We start from the raw sequence: 14,254 nt of genomic DNA on the forward strand, positions 1-14,254 counted from the left end.
TATCGTCAAAATTAATTATGGTTTTTAACTCCAGACTACTAAAGCTCATTTTTATTTTCTTTCTGATTTTTTCCGTACGGAAATCAATGGCCCAGGAATCAGGTCAAATTTGGTTTGAGTACAAACCCGCTTATTCTTTTTCCAAGGGATATAAGCTTGGCATGAGGGCTTCTTTGAGAACAAATTTAGAGGATCCACGTTGGCGCACTTTTGAAGTACGATTTATGCCTGAGAAAAAATTGAATTTGCATTTCGACATTCTAGCTTCCTTGCAATTTTTGGAAACATTGCAATACAAGGGTTTGACAACTTCTGAAATTAGATTTAGTGCTGGAGGTCGGTACCATTTTCTTCCGGGTAAAAGAATAAAATCAGGAGTAATGGCACGGATAGAGTTTAGGAATATTTATAAAAAGGAGGCTATGGAATGGACCTATGCCACAAGACCAAGGTTACAATTTTTTGCGTCCATGCCCTTAAACGAAAAAAGTATGTCGCCAGATCATGTTTGGTATATAACTTCTTTTGTAGAATTCTTTTATCAAAATGAAGATGATGTGCAAGAAAGATATGCCAACAGATACTGGATTCGTCTGGGATTAGGCTATAAAATAAATAAAAAAATACAATTAGAATTGCTTTATAACCGTCAGGATTCTAAGAATACTATCACTGATGGTTATGAGGATTTGTCAAAAGAAAATATTCTAGTCTTTTCGTTTAAGCATAAACTCCATTAATCCCCAAATATGGAAATTAAATATACTTATTTATGAGTATTTCATAGGCAAACTAGACTTCGTAATTTTGGGTAAGTCAATTAGTTCAAATCGAAAAAATGATTAATTGGAATAATGAATATTTTAAAAAAAAATACAACCATGGCAAAAAAAACAACTCTAAAACCAGATAATAGTAAGAACCTGGAATCAGGACTTGGGGATCTAGCAAAATTAGTTCTTGGGAAACTGGATGAACATGGCTTGACCATGGAACAGGCCGTATCCGCTATGCAAGCTGCAGGTACCGAAGTAGCAGCAGAGAAAGCTGCAAAACCTCCCAAAAAAGCACCTGCCAAAAAAGCCAAACCAAAGAGTACAGCGGTGATAAACGTCGTTGATGGCCAAAAATTGAGCACTGTGGCACTGGACTGGAAACAAGTGTGGTACACCAATTGTCCTATGGTATCGGCCAACAATGTTGACCAGGAGTTGGGATGGTGTCGCCAGGAATTTAAAAATATGGGAATAGAGTATGATTATATGCGTCATACACGCGATAACGACTTCTACCCACATTACAGACACAACCTTAAAAACCTCATTCGGTTTGGTGGCCTCTATCCGCCAATAGCTGTACATGCTGATCTTAGCAAAACGGTGTTGTTAGGAGCAACATGGGTTTATGAGGGTGGTTGTATGGCTGTGCGTATTGATGATAAAATATCTCAAATGAAGGATTTGAAAGGCAAAAAAATTGGCCTTTCAAAAAGTATGAATACCCTTAAAAACGACTGGTGGCGAATACAAGAGCACATGGGTATCTTGAGTATGCTGGAATTAAACAACATGACAAAGGACGATGTGGAGATTGTAGAATTCCCTTATCCGGATGACTGGTACAACGACCCAAAAATGTTGGCGCCAATGAATAATCCAACTGATTTATGGGCAGCAAGGGATCACAAGCACGACCTAGCATTTCGCCCATTAGAAACGGCATTATTGGAAGGGAAAGTTGATGCTATTTATACGCAGAGTAAGGTTTTCCAACATCTCCAGGAAGATACCGGTAAGATCAAAATGATTGAAGACTTGTCAAGGTATCCGGACTGGACCAAACAAGTTGCAAACACACCAGCTATTATTACCTGTACCAAAGAAATGGCTGATAAACACCCTGAACTCGTTGTCGCTTATATGAAAGCTATGGTCAAAGTAGGACATTGGGCCAATCAGCACAAGCCTGCTGCATCCGCGATACTAGACCATCAGACTTTCTACCGCGACGCGCAAGATACTTACAGAGGCATTAAAGATGTTGACATGGTACCTAGTTTGAACGCAACGAATATGAAGGCCATTAAAATTGGCAAGGACTTCATGCTGGAACACGGCTATATCAAGAATGACTTTGATGTGGATAAATGGGCAAGACCTGAATTCCTCCAGCAAGGCGTTCATGCGTGGATGGAAGAAGAGTATGCTAAAAAAAGCTGGGGCAGACTTAAAGAAGGTGCAGTTTTAAACAAGAAGGCATAAGGTTAGGCTAAATAAATAACGTTTTATTTAAAACCATAAATAACAGTTTTGACGCCAAACTGTGCAGTTTGCAGTTTGGCGTTCTTTTACCAAAACTCATTTCGTCTGAACTATTTATAAAGATAAAAAACGAAACACATGAAAAAGATTGAAAACACCATTAAAAAAGTGTTCATGCCTTTGGCCTTACTTTTGGTTTTTGGACAGTTGGTTTTTGGCCAAGAAACAAAATCTGAACTTCCTGAACGTAAACAAACTACACTTGGACTTTATGTCACCTCAGCCGAGGCTTATGAAATGTGGAAAGCAAATCCAGAAAAGGTGACGATACTTGATATACGTACACCAGAAGAATATTTATTCATCGGTCATGCAGCTATGGCATGGAATATTCCGGCATTTGACCAATCCTATGAATGGGATTCTGAAAAGCAAGGATTTCCCATGACACCTAATCCTGGTTTTGTTGGAATAATTAAGGATAAATTTCAAGCTGATGACATACTTTTAATTACTTGCCGCTCTGGTGACCGGAGCGCAATGGCTGTCAATGAGTTGGCAAAGATTGGATACAAGCAAGCTTATACGATTACCGATGGTTTTGAGGGGGGTATTGTAGCTGATGAAACTAGCGTCTTTGTAGGTCAGAGAATGGTAAATGGATGGAAAAATTCAGGCTTACCATATACCTATCAAATAGACCCCAATTTAATGCCTTTGATAAAAGAAAAGTAAATTAATAAGAATTATGAAAATCAAGAATTTAAGTAAATCATTTTTTTTGGGAATTTTATTATCGGTTTTGATTTCTGGAAACTTGATCGCCCAGGAAAGCTCATCTGACGCTTCTAAAAATACCAAATGGGCTTTTTTGGTTGAACCCTATTTAATGTTTCCACAGATGAATGGAAGTGTAGGACTGGGAATTGTACCTGATGTATCTGTTGATGCGAGTGCAAACGATATTTTCAGCAATTTGAAAATGGGTTTTATGCTAAACCTCGAAGCTACCAATGGCAAATGGACCATTGGATCTGATGTGTTGTATATGAGTCTTGCCCAAAATGTAGCGTCCAAACATGATATAATAAATGGCGAGGTAACTGCTAAACAACTGGGTTGGGAAGTGTCAGGAATGTATAAAGTAACCCCATGGCTTGATCTGGGATTAGGAGGATTGGTTAATTCAGTCAAGGCAGGATTCGATATTAATAGGGAGGAAATAATTGGTGAAGATCCTCAAATTATAAATCAACAAAGGTCAGGAACAGAAACCTGGCTTGATCCAATGATTATCGCCAGGATAAAAAGCCAGGCAGGGAAAAAATTTATTTATCAGTTTCGAGGAGAAATTGGAGGATTTGGAATTGGATCCGACCTAGCATGGCAAATACAGGCTTATGCAGGTTACCGATTTTCTAAGCTATTTGAAATGACCGGTGGATATAGAATTATTAGTCTGGATTATGAAAATGGTGAAGGATTAGACAGATTTATGTATGATGTGGATACTTCTGGACCGGTAATTAGATTTGGTTTTAATTTTTAAAACATAAAATTTAAAAAACAATGAGATAATTTTAAAAACTTGATTTAAAGACTTTTACAGCAAATTTCCTTTTTAGAATATTATGTGGTCAAATCTTTTTATTGGTTGTATTCTCATTGTTTTTAGCGTTATCGTTCATGCCTGTGCAACCCGTTTTGTGATGTTTTTGGTAAGAAAAAAAAGAGCTAATCCTGAGGTTTATAATTCTAAGGAGTTCTGGACTTCGATAGTTGTACTAATAATGTTTATGGCATCTTTTATTGAGGCTCTTGCATGGGCATTTATTTACTTTTACCTAGAGACTATAAACAGTTTAGAAGAATCTTTATATTTCTCAATAGTTACTTTCACAACTTTAGGATACGGTGATGTAGTTTTATCAAATTCATTTAGGCTTTTGGCCTCTTTGGAAGCTGCAAACGGAATTATAATTTTTGGATGGTCAACAGCTATCATTATAACAGTGGTACAAAATTATTTTTTGAACCCCGATATTGATAAGGATATAAAACAATAGAAATGAATTGGGTGGATGAAAAAAGATACTTTACTGCTATTTAGGAATTTGTTCCAATATGAATAGTTTTTCTGTTTCGCGACATACATCTAATATTATCATAAAATATACCTAATAGTCAATATTTACAATGGATTAACTCTTCGTAAACTTAGTATTTCAAATTAAAATAAAACGATTGCTACAACTAGATAAACGTTATGAAACTACCAAAAGAAAAACAGACTAGCCTGGGCTTATATGTTACTTCAACAGAAGCCTATGAAATTTGGAAAGACTCACCTAAGAAAGTAAAGGTTCTGGATGTGAGAACCCTCGATGAATATATCAATATAGGCCATGCGAAAATGGCTTGGAATATACCTGGGTTTTTACAGACCTATAATTGGGATGCTGAGAAAAATTGTTTTTCATTCAAAATGAATGATGATTTTATAAAACATGTGCAAGAAGTATGTAAACCAGAGGACATTATTTTGGTTACCTGCAGGTCAGGGGGGCGCAGTGCCTTTGTGGTTAATTTACTGGATAAACTGGGTTATAAATTCGCATACAATATTACGGATGGTTTTGAAGGAGACACGGTAACCGATCCGGAAAGTTTGTATCAGGGTCAAAGGTTAAAAAATGGCTGGAAGAATTCTGGGCTACCATGGACCTTTAAGGTGGACCCAAAACTGATGAGAGTTCCAACCCATAGATAAGAGAAGATTCAAATAAACTAAATAAGTGGGAATATATTTAATCAGGAAGGGTAATATATCATGGGAATAGAAGAAATTTATAAAATAGTGGTGATGATTTTCACCGTTTCGAATCTTGCTGCCATGGGGCTCGAGATTAACAAAAATGAAGCTATCAAGGCGATTAAAAACCCAAGATTTGTTATACTAATTATCGTATGGGGTTGGATCGTTGGCCCTGCTATTGCATGGGGAATAACTAGGATTATTCCTTTATCAGATGCTCATGCGGCTGGATTGTTATTGATTAGTTTGGCGCCTACAGCACCGTTTTTCCCATTAATGGTAACAAAAGCGCGTGGAGATATGTCATCTGCAGGAGCTTTTATACTGGTTGCTACTATTGGAACCGTTGTGTTTTTACCTTTAATGGTTCCTTTCTTGATAAAAGGTTTAGTGGTAAGTGTTTGGGGACTAGCTAAACCACTTCTTTTGATGGTGCTTTTACCCTTAGTTGTTGGTTTTTCGATTAAAGTATATAAAGAACCAATTGCGTTAAAAATTGGCCCTGTAATCAAGAAAACAGGCACCTTATTTTTGCTGATTACTGCAGTGATGACATTTTGGTTGTATTGGGAAGAAATGCTTAGTGCCATAGGTAGTTTTGCTGTTGGTGCACAGGTCCTGTTCTTCGCCTTGATCACGTTTCTGTCTTATAAAATTCCATTTGGCCTTAAAAAGACACAAAGAAGTGGAATGGCTTTGGGTATGTGTACGCGTAATATAGCTGCCGTATTTGTGGCCTATTTCAGTATTACAAACCCTGATCCCGGGGTTTTTGTAATGATCATTTTAGTGGTGCCGTTGGCACTTATTGTGGCGCTTATTGCCGCGAAAATATTTGCCAGGGATGTTGAAACGGATAAGACATTAAAACATGTCTAAAACATAAAAAAGACGCTAAACAGCATACAGATGAAAAATCAAATTTTCAATAATTCAATATATGACACCACAATAAGGTTACTTATTATGCTATTGATCATTGTTTGGTGCCTTTTGATCTTATATCCATTTACAAGTGTTTTATTGTGGAGCCTTATATTTGCCATGGCTTTGTATCCGCTTCATACCAAAATAGCTAAAAAGCTTGGCGGAAAACCGAAACTTGCTTCAGCACTAATCGTTATTTTGGCACTGGCCATTATCTTTATTCCGTCCTGGTTTTTGATCGACAAGTTGGTTTCGGAAGTCCAATCAGCTAAAATCGAATTAACGACAAATGGTTTTACCCTTCCTGCTCCCAAGGAGAATGTAAGGGAATGGCCTGTGGTGGGTGAACAAGTGTATGAGTTCTGGAAAGGTGCTTCTGAAAATCTTGGACAAACCGCGGATAAGTATCATGACCAATTAGCAGATAAAGGGAAAAAATTAGCAAAAGGGGTTTTGGGTGCGCTAAGTGCCCTAATTCAAATATTAATATCCTTTATTATTGCAGCTGTCCTATTGGTTTTTGGGGAAGCCGGTGAGGGCATTCGAAAATTTTTTAGAAAATTGGCTGGGTCAAGAGGAGATGAATTTGCTGATATAACCATGATGACAGTAAGCAGCGTATTAAAAGGGGTACTTGGGGTTGCTTTAGTAGTATCGTTTTTGCATGGCATATTTTTTATGCTGGCAGGTGTGCCCTATGCGGGGATATTGACATTGGGAATATTTGTATTAGGTGTTCTTCAAATTCCGGCAATTATCCTGACACTTCCTATCATCCTCTATTTATTTGCAGTAAAATCTACTTCCATGGCGATCATGTGGACAGTTTTTTTAATTGTTGCAGGTCTTTCAGATAATATTCTCAAGCCACTATTATTGGGAAAAGGAGCTGCTGTTCCTATGTTAGTTATTTTTCTTGGTGTAATTGGAGGGTTTATATTTTCTGGATTTATCGGCCTGTTCACAGGAGCCATTGTAATGTCATTGGGTTACAAATTGTTTATGGGGTGGCTGAATACTAATGAAGAAGCAACAGAATTGTGAGTTATTTATTGAGGAAAATTAGGCTAAGAGAGCATCAATTCTATTGGAATATCGGCGGATCAATAAATTAAGGATCAAAGTATGAAAAATTCGAATTTTAAGGAAAGCGCATCAAAAATATTCAAATCATATATTCCCATATTGGAATGGGGACCAAAATATAATAAGAAGACCCTGGGGAATGATCTTATTGTTGCTGTGATTGTGACGATGATGTTGATACCACAATCGTTAGCCTATGCCTTGCTGGCGGGTCTACCTCCTGAAGTTGGTTTATATGCCTCCATGGCACCATTGGTGCTGTATGCCATTTTTGGTACTTCAAAAGCACTTGCAGTAGGGCCAGTGGCCGTGGCTAGTTTGATGACTGCCGCAGCAGCCGGACAGTTGGCTTCACAAGGAACTTCAGAATACTACGGAGCTGCCATTGCTTTGGCTATAGTGTCTGGTTTATTACTCATGATCATGGGTTTTTTAAAGCTGGGATTTCTGGCGAATTTCTTAAGTCATCCGGTTATCGCAGGTTTTATTACAGCTTCTGGAATTCAGATAGCAGCAGGTCAATTAGGGCCTGTTTTAGGGATAGATGCTCATGGAGAAAGTTTTTTAGACATAGCTATTTCACTATGGCTTAGCATCAGTTCGATTCATTGGATTACTGCTGCAATTGGTATTGGTTCCTTATTGTTTTTGTTTTGGGTGAGAAGCGGGTTAAAGCCTTGGTTGTTGGGTTTAAAGATGAGTGTTAAGGTAGCTGATATTATGGTTAAGGTTGGCCCGGTGGTTACTGTTATTGGTACGATTTTTATCGTTTGGGCCATGGGCCTCGATGAGAAAGGGGTCAGGATTGTTGGGGAAGTACCTGAAGGTTTACCTAAAATTCAAATGCCGCCACTTGATTTTGCACTCTGGCTTAAAATTCTTGTTCCGGCTCTTTTAATTTCTATCGTGGGATATGTTGAATCAATTTCAGTTGCTTTGACGCTCGCCGCAAAAAAGCGTCAGCGCGTTGACCCTGATCAGGAATTGATCGCAATCGGAGCAGCAAATATCGGATCAGCCGTTTCGGGTGGATTTCCGGTAACAGGTGGTTTTTCACGCTCTGTTGTAAATTTTAATGCAGGAGCTGAAACACCTGCAGCTGGTGTGTTTACAGCTGTCGGTATTGCGCTTACAACCTTGTTTCTAACACCATTATTATTCTTTTTACCAAATGCCACATTAGCTGCTACCATTATAGTTGCGGTTCTTTCGCTGGTTGATTTCCATGCGTTGAAATTGACATGGGCATATTCAAAAACTGATTTTGCGGCTATGTTGGTAACGATAATTATAACATTAGTGGAAGGAATTGAGCCGGGTCTGATAGCTGGAGTTGGACTTTCTATCTTTCTTCATTTGTATAAAACCTCACGGCCTCATGTGGCTGTGGTCGGACAACTTCCGGGAACGGAAACTTTTAGAAATATAGAACGCCATGGAGTAGTAACCGATCCCAAGATACTTTCTTTACGTGTTGACGAGAGTCTATATTTTCCTAATGCTAGGTTTATGGAGGATTTGATTAACAGTAAGGTAGCAGCCAATCCGGAGATACGTCACGTCATCCTCGAATGTCCGGCAGTGAATGTCATCGATTTTTCTGCCTTGGAAAGCTTAGAAGCGATCAATCACAGGCTTAAAGATGGGGGGATTTCCTTGCATTTATCAGAAGTCAAAGGGCCTATCATGGACAGCCTTAGCAAATCACATTTTCTCGAGGAACTTACAGGTAAGGTACATCTTCGTCAATTTGATGCAGTAGCCAGTATCAATCCTAAACTCGCAGATCATACCCGTAATGCAGAAAAGGTATCCAAAAGATACTAGTTTACATCGACTGAAGGTCTATCGAGGTAAGGGCAATTTATATATGTGAGGCAATAATAATTGATTATGCTCTTGATCAGTTATTGTCAAATAAAAAACGCGGTGCATATAAAAGTTTGGCAGGATAATGAGGATAAAAGACATTTACTGTTTGACAGCAAACAGTCTTTAGAAGACAGGATTATGTTTGAACAATTCAAATCATAAGTGTATATGAAAACAGTTCAAAGACTACCTTCAATACCATAACTCGGGGAAAAACCAGATATCTGTGGGGTGAATAGAAATTTGTTACGTAAATTTATAGTAGAAAATAAAAATCATATTGGATTTTTAATAAGCTATACTAAACTTAACCCTCTTATACCATGAAAAATCAACTCTTAAAGATTGGATTTTTGTTTTTATTGACCATCACATTAGGTTGTCAAAAATCTGAAAATCAGAAATCAGCGACAGCTCAAGCGACTAGCGAAATAGATCGTACAATTTTACCCATTCATCACCCGGCAACAGAACCAATAACTGAGATGGATGCAAGAAATGTAGAAAAACCTGATATCTTCCATGTAGAAGCGCCTGAAGGTGCGCCAAATATTGTCATCGTTATGATTGATGATATAGGTTTTGGTGCGACGAGTACATTTGGAGGCTCAATACAAACACCTACATTTGATCGTTTGGCTTCTAATGGACTAAAGTTCAATCAATTTCATACTACGGCCTTATGTTCACCGACCCGAGCTTCACTACTTTCAGGAAGAAATCACCATAATATGAATGTAGGTTCTGTTATGGAAGTTGCGACTGGATTTCAGGGGAATCAAGGGATTCGACCTGACAATGCAAAATATGTAGCTGAAACGCTGCGTCAAAATGGGTACAGTACGGCAGCTTTTGGTAAATGGCATGAAACTGCAACATGGGAAGTTTCTGTTTCTGGCCCCTTCTTCCGCTGGCCTACCAACTCTGGATTCGATAAGTTTTACGGCTTTATTGGTGGTGAAACCAACCAATGGGACCCTGTAATTTTTGACGGCGTGACCAAGGTTCATAAAAAAGATGATCCAGACTATCACTTTACTACAGATATGACTAATGAGGCCATTGAATGGATCAAGTTCCAGAAAGCAATGACCCCAGACAAACCGTTTATGGTTTATTATGCTCCAGGTGCTGTACACGCTCCGCATCACGCTCCAAAGGAATGGATAGAAAAATACAATGGAAAATTTGATGCAGGCTGGCAAAAATTAAGAGAAGAAACCTTTGCCCGTCAAAAAGAAATGGGAATCATTCCACAAAACACAAAACTAGCACCAATGCCCAGTGATATTAAGGATTGGGAAAGCTTAAGTGCGAATGAAAAGAAATTATTTGCTTTGCAGATAGAAACGTTTGCAGGATTTATGGAGCATACTGATAATGAAGTGGGAAGAATGGTTGATGCTATAGAAGAAGTCGGCGTATTAGATAACACTTTGTTTATTTATATTATGGGTGATAATGGTTCTAGCGCAGAGGGAGGATTAGAAGGAACATTTAACGAACTGGTTCACTTAAATGGAATTTTCGATGAAGAAACGATAGAAAGTATGCTTGAACATGCAGATGATTGGGGTGGTCCAAATTCTTTTCCTCACATGTCTGCAGCTTGGGCTGTAGCTACTGATGCCCCGTTTAAATGGACAAAACAAATGGCCGCTGATTTTGGTGGTACTCGAAATGCTATGGTAATGCATTGGCCCGCCGGAATTAGTGCTAAAGGAGAAATTCGTAGCCAATTTCATCATGTAAATGATGTAGCTCCAACGATTTTAGAAGCAACTCAATTACCCGCACCTAAAATGATTAATGGTGTTGAGCAAATTCCAATGGATGGAGTAAGTATGTTATATGCCGCAAAAGATGCCGCAGCAGAAGACCGTCATAAAGTTCAATATTTTGAAATGTTTGGTAACCGAGCCATATATCATGATGGTTGGCTGGCGCGTGTTGTACATATGGTACCTTGGGTAGGAAAGCCTAGAAATGCATTCCAGGATGAAGTATGGGAACTCTATAATGTTGAAGAAGATTTTAGTCTAACCAATAACCTTGCAGCCGATAATCCTGCAAAAGTAAAAGAAATGCAAGATTTATTTGAAAAAGAAGCGATTGCAAATAATGTATATCCATTAGACGATAGATTGTATGAACGTTTTAATGCTGCTATTGCCGGTAGGCCAGACTTAATGGGTGATAGAAAATCCTTAACACTTGCAAATGGCATGGATGGGATATTAGAAAACACTTTTTTAAATGTAAAAAACACTTCTAAAACAATTGTAGCTAACGTGAATTTGGCAGGAAATGATAGAGGAATCATTCTTTGCCAAGGTGGTAAATTTGGAGGCTGGGCTCTTTATATGAATAATGGGAAGCCAGGTTATACTTATAACTATTTTGGCTTACAGCGGTATACTATTGAAGCATCAAAAGTAATTCGCAATCCTAATGCTGAAATAAAGCTAGAATTCACATACGATGGCGGAGGTACAGGTAAAGGAGGTATGGCTAAACTGTTTGTAGATGGAGAACTAGTCGGAGAAGGAAGGGTTGAAAAAACACAACCCGCAGTTTTTTCTGCGGATGAAACAGCAGATGTTGGAAAAGATGATGCGACCCAAGTTGCTGACTTAGTTTTTCAAGATGTTGACGATTCCGAATTTACAGGTTTTGTAAAAAATGTTACGATAACTATTCCTGAGTCTGATTAATTCAGATTCATCCGGAATCATCAAATGATTGATAAAAAGACAAGCTATGTTCTAGCTTGTCTTTTTTTGTTTAATTTTAATCAAGATCTAACTAAAAAGAAATCGAGAAATGAATCTATTTAAAATACCCCTGCGCATTAGCCTTATTTTGACGCTGATATTAACCCTATTTATCTCATGCAATCAGAAAAAAGATGTACCAACTGAAGGAGTAAATTCTTATGACGAATTATTTTCAAGTATGTATCAAAGAGGCCAGTTTAACGGAAATGTGATGGTCATAAAAAAGGGTGAAATTGTTTATCAAGGTTCTTTTGGTCTCAAAAACATTGACCCGATAGATAGTCTTGAACTAGGGGATAGGTTTAGATTAGCTTCTGTTAGTAAACAATTTACAGCTGCCGCAATAGTACAGTTAAAGGAGAAAGGTAAGTTGTCTTATGATCAGAATATTAAAGATTTTATACCAGGCTTGCCTTATGAAGGAATAACGATCAGGCATTTGCTGAATCATGTTTCAGGTTTACCTGATTACGAGGCCTTATTGGATGAGAATTGGAAGCCTGAACTCAAATATAATGACCTTGAAAGATTTGTCTCAGGGAATGAGGACATTATAAATATGATGATAGAAATGAAGCCTGGAATAGACTTCGAACCAGAAGAGAAATGGGAATATAGCAATACGGGGTATTTGTTTTTAGCAACGATTGTAAGCAAGGCTTCAGGAATGCCATTTGAAACTTATGTCAAAGAAAATATTTTTGCTCCGGCTGGCATGGGCAGTGTGGTGTATGATTTTGTACCCGGACCAGATCCAAACATGCCTGAGCGGGTATTTGGATATCGAACTGAATTGGATGGGGAGAGAGTTTTTGAGGATATGCATTATGTGAATCCTGTTCAAGGGGACGGCGGGATTTATGCTTCTTTAGAAGATTTAAGAAAATGGGATCGTGCTTTATATACAGATAAAATTATAAGTGAGGCTTCAAGAAAAGAAGTTTTTAGTCCTTTTGTTTTGAAAAATGGAGATACTACAGATTATGGGTTTGGCTGGTTTCTTGATAAATCTCCGAGCGGGAAAAAAGTAGTTTTACATTCAGGAGGATGGGTAGGGTTTAGAACTTTTATTTATAGAGAAATTGAAGAGGATAATTGTTTTATTCTTCTATCTAATAATTCAGATAGTTACTTAGGTGAAGCAGTGCAAGGACTAAAAAATATCCTGCATGACAAACCTTTTGATATTCCTAAAATAACAATTGTTGACACCCTTAGAAATGTAATTGTAAATAATAGTTTAAATGAAGGTCTGGTGCTGTATAGAGATCTAAAAGAAACATCTTCAGAAGATTATAATTTTAATGAAGGCCAATTGAACAATTTAGGCTATCAATTAATGTCTTTAGAGAAGCATGAAGAGGCTATTGGCATTTTAGAGCATAATAATAGTTTATTTCCTGAATCAGCTAATACATTTGATAGTATGGGAGATGCTTATCTCGCTTCTGGAGATACTTTAAAGGCGCTTATAAATTTTAAGAATGCCGTAAAGCTTGATTCGAGCCTAACTTATTCTAGAGATAAAATAAAAAAACTGGAATCCAAATGATCAATTAAATGATAATTTTATTTGATCGGAATCGTTGTATCCAGCCAATGGATGATATTTAAAAGTAATTGGTAATTCTGTTTTGCCAGTTCATGACTCATCCCAAATCGAACTCTATTCTTACCTGCCAGTTGGGAAGTAAACATGGCGGCTTCTCCAAATACAACGATTCGGCCATTGCCGAATGTTCTATAGGCACCTTGGTGGTATCCTTTTGCATTATATTTTTCAATATTCCCATCAAAAACCCAGGCCGTATCAGGCAGCATGTTGACATGACTTTCATCTAAAATAAGTATAGGCTTTGCTTCTTCAGGAGACGTGAATGCCTGACCCGTAAATGAGGCTATTTCGGTGACCGCCTCAGAAGCGTATTTACCTGAAGTAATTTCATTTTTTACAAGCGTTTTATTTTTTAATGAAAAAACACTAGGGCCGCGCTCTAATGTATCCATGGCAAATCCATTTGTCATTTCAAATCCAAAGGCTCTGGCGAGATCTTCAGCAGCTCCTGCCATGGGCATATGATCGGCAATCAAGAAAAGGCTTCCTCCATTTTCGACCCACTGTTTTATAATTGAAATTTCTTTTTTTGTAAAAGCAGAGGGGTTTGGCAAGTACCAGTTTTCTAAATTGATCGCATTTAGCGCATTAGAAATCACCATAATATTGCCAGATTCGAGTCTGCTGGTTGTAAACGGACCTGTGAACGATTTGACACGATATCCATCTCTTTCCAATAGATTTGAAAAAGCCTTATAACGACCCTCTTTTGTATGAAAGTTATGATGGCCTTCGTCAATATAGATTATTGGCCCTTGGCCAGAATCATATGCTTTGTTTTTTAGTTCAGGTTTGTAATAATCGTCGCCAATTTGCTGGGCATAAACCGACGAGATCATCAAATAAATAATAATATGGAATGCTTTCATTTTACTAAAATACCTAAATATCAGCAAACTGC

The 14,254-nt window shown here is 37.8% G+C and carries 12 protein-coding genes; 11 read left to right on the forward strand and 1 reads right to left on the reverse strand.

Features of this window, described 5'->3' with window-relative positions:
• The first annotated feature begins 86 nt into the window (after positions 1-86).
• The 11 genes from QWY87_RS04330 to QWY87_RS04380 all read left to right on the forward strand — a co-directional run bounded on the left by QWY87_RS04330 (position 87) and on the right by QWY87_RS04380 (position 13,290).
• Complete coding sequence (locus QWY87_RS04330) at positions 87-740, forward strand: DUF2490 domain-containing protein (protein WP_290288646.1); 654 nt, start codon at positions 87-89, stop codon at positions 738-740.
• 141 nt (positions 741-881) lie between these two features.
• The gene (locus QWY87_RS04335) at positions 882-2,261 is read left to right on the forward strand and encodes an ABC transporter substrate-binding protein (protein ID WP_290288649.1); all 1,380 of its coding nucleotides are present in this window, start codon (positions 882-884) and stop codon (positions 2,259-2,261) included.
• Positions 2,262-2,399: 138 nt separating this feature from the next.
• A complete protein-coding gene (locus tag QWY87_RS04340) occupies positions 2,400-2,996 on the forward strand; it encodes a rhodanese-like domain-containing protein (RefSeq protein ID WP_290288652.1) in 597 nt (198 codons plus the stop codon).
• Positions 2,997-3,009: 13 nt separating this feature from the next.
• Positions 3,010-3,810, forward strand: coding sequence for a hypothetical protein (locus tag QWY87_RS04345; protein WP_290288654.1), 801 nt, complete (start codon positions 3,010-3,012; stop codon positions 3,808-3,810).
• An 82-nt stretch (positions 3,811-3,892) separates the two neighbouring features.
• Positions 3,893-4,327 carry a potassium channel family protein gene (locus QWY87_RS04350; protein ID WP_290288656.1) on the forward strand — a complete coding sequence of 145 codons (435 nt, stop codon included), beginning with the start codon at positions 3,893-3,895 and terminating at the stop codon, positions 4,325-4,327.
• 200 nt (positions 4,328-4,527) lie between these two features.
• Positions 4,528-5,031: a rhodanese-like domain-containing protein gene (locus tag QWY87_RS04355; protein WP_290288658.1), complete on the forward strand. Its 504-nt coding sequence runs from the start codon at positions 4,528-4,530 to the stop codon at positions 5,029-5,031.
• A 60-nt stretch (positions 5,032-5,091) separates the two neighbouring features.
• Positions 5,092-5,955 (forward strand): bile acid:sodium symporter family protein, encoded by an 864-nt coding sequence (locus QWY87_RS04360; RefSeq protein ID WP_290288661.1) that lies wholly within the window; start codon positions 5,092-5,094, stop codon positions 5,953-5,955.
• A 30-nt stretch (positions 5,956-5,985) separates the two neighbouring features.
• Positions 5,986-7,047 carry an AI-2E family transporter gene (locus tag QWY87_RS04365; protein WP_290288664.1) on the forward strand — a complete coding sequence of 354 codons (1,062 nt, stop codon included), beginning with the start codon at positions 5,986-5,988 and terminating at the stop codon, positions 7,045-7,047.
• Positions 7,048-7,128: 81 nt separating this feature from the next.
• Entirely contained in the window at positions 7,129-8,916 is a 1,788-nt protein-coding gene (locus QWY87_RS04370; protein WP_290288665.1) for a SulP family inorganic anion transporter, read from the forward strand.
• 368 nt (positions 8,917-9,284) lie between these two features.
• Positions 9,285-11,675, forward strand: a complete 2,391-nt coding sequence (locus QWY87_RS04375; RefSeq protein ID WP_290288667.1) for an arylsulfatase — start codon at positions 9,285-9,287, stop codon at positions 11,673-11,675.
• A gap of 109 nt (positions 11,676-11,784) precedes the next feature.
• Positions 11,785-13,290 carry a serine hydrolase gene (locus tag QWY87_RS04380; protein WP_290288670.1) on the forward strand — a complete coding sequence of 502 codons (1,506 nt, stop codon included), beginning with the start codon at positions 11,785-11,787 and terminating at the stop codon, positions 13,288-13,290.
• A 17-nt stretch (positions 13,291-13,307) separates the two neighbouring features.
• Here QWY87_RS04380 and QWY87_RS04385 read toward each other — a convergent pair whose 3' ends face one another.
• Positions 13,308-14,222, reverse strand: a complete 915-nt coding sequence (locus tag QWY87_RS04385) for a DUF4350 domain-containing protein (RefSeq protein WP_290288672.1) — start codon at positions 14,220-14,222, stop codon at positions 13,308-13,310.
• Between the last annotated feature and the right edge of the window lie 32 nt (positions 14,223-14,254).

The organism is Lutimonas halocynthiae (genome assembly GCF_030409835.1).
Taxonomy (GTDB): Bacteria; Bacteroidota; Bacteroidia; order Flavobacteriales; family Flavobacteriaceae; genus Lutimonas; species Lutimonas halocynthiae.

Excerpts from the sequence above, each read along its gene's own strand:
- QWY87_RS04330 (WP_290288646.1), top strand. The coding sequence starts at position 87 with ATGGCCCAGGAATCAGGTCAAATTTGGTTTGAGTACAAACCCGCTTAT.
- QWY87_RS04335 (WP_290288649.1), top strand. The coding sequence starts at position 882 with ATGGCAAAAAAAACAACTCTAAAACCAGATAATAGTAAGAACCTGGAA.
- QWY87_RS04340 (WP_290288652.1), top strand. The coding sequence starts at position 2,400 with ATGAAAAAGATTGAAAACACCATTAAAAAAGTGTTCATGCCTTTGGCC.
- QWY87_RS04345 (WP_290288654.1), top strand. The coding sequence starts at position 3,010 with ATGAAAATCAAGAATTTAAGTAAATCATTTTTTTTGGGAATTTTATTA.
- QWY87_RS04350 (WP_290288656.1), top strand. The coding sequence starts at position 3,893 with ATGTGGTCAAATCTTTTTATTGGTTGTATTCTCATTGTTTTTAGCGTT.
- QWY87_RS04355 (WP_290288658.1), top strand. The coding sequence starts at position 4,528 with ATGAAACTACCAAAAGAAAAACAGACTAGCCTGGGCTTATATGTTACT.
- QWY87_RS04360 (WP_290288661.1), top strand. The coding sequence starts at position 5,092 with ATGGGAATAGAAGAAATTTATAAAATAGTGGTGATGATTTTCACCGTT.
- QWY87_RS04365 (WP_290288664.1), top strand. The coding sequence starts at position 5,986 with ATGAAAAATCAAATTTTCAATAATTCAATATATGACACCACAATAAGG.
- QWY87_RS04370 (WP_290288665.1), top strand. The coding sequence starts at position 7,129 with ATGAAAAATTCGAATTTTAAGGAAAGCGCATCAAAAATATTCAAATCA.
- QWY87_RS04375 (WP_290288667.1), top strand. The coding sequence starts at position 9,285 with ATGAAAAATCAACTCTTAAAGATTGGATTTTTGTTTTTATTGACCATC.
- QWY87_RS04380 (WP_290288670.1), top strand. The coding sequence starts at position 11,785 with ATGAATCTATTTAAAATACCCCTGCGCATTAGCCTTATTTTGACGCTG.
- QWY87_RS04385 (WP_290288672.1), bottom strand. The coding sequence starts at position 14,222 with ATGAAAGCATTCCATATTATTATTTATTTGATGATCTCGTCGGTTTAT.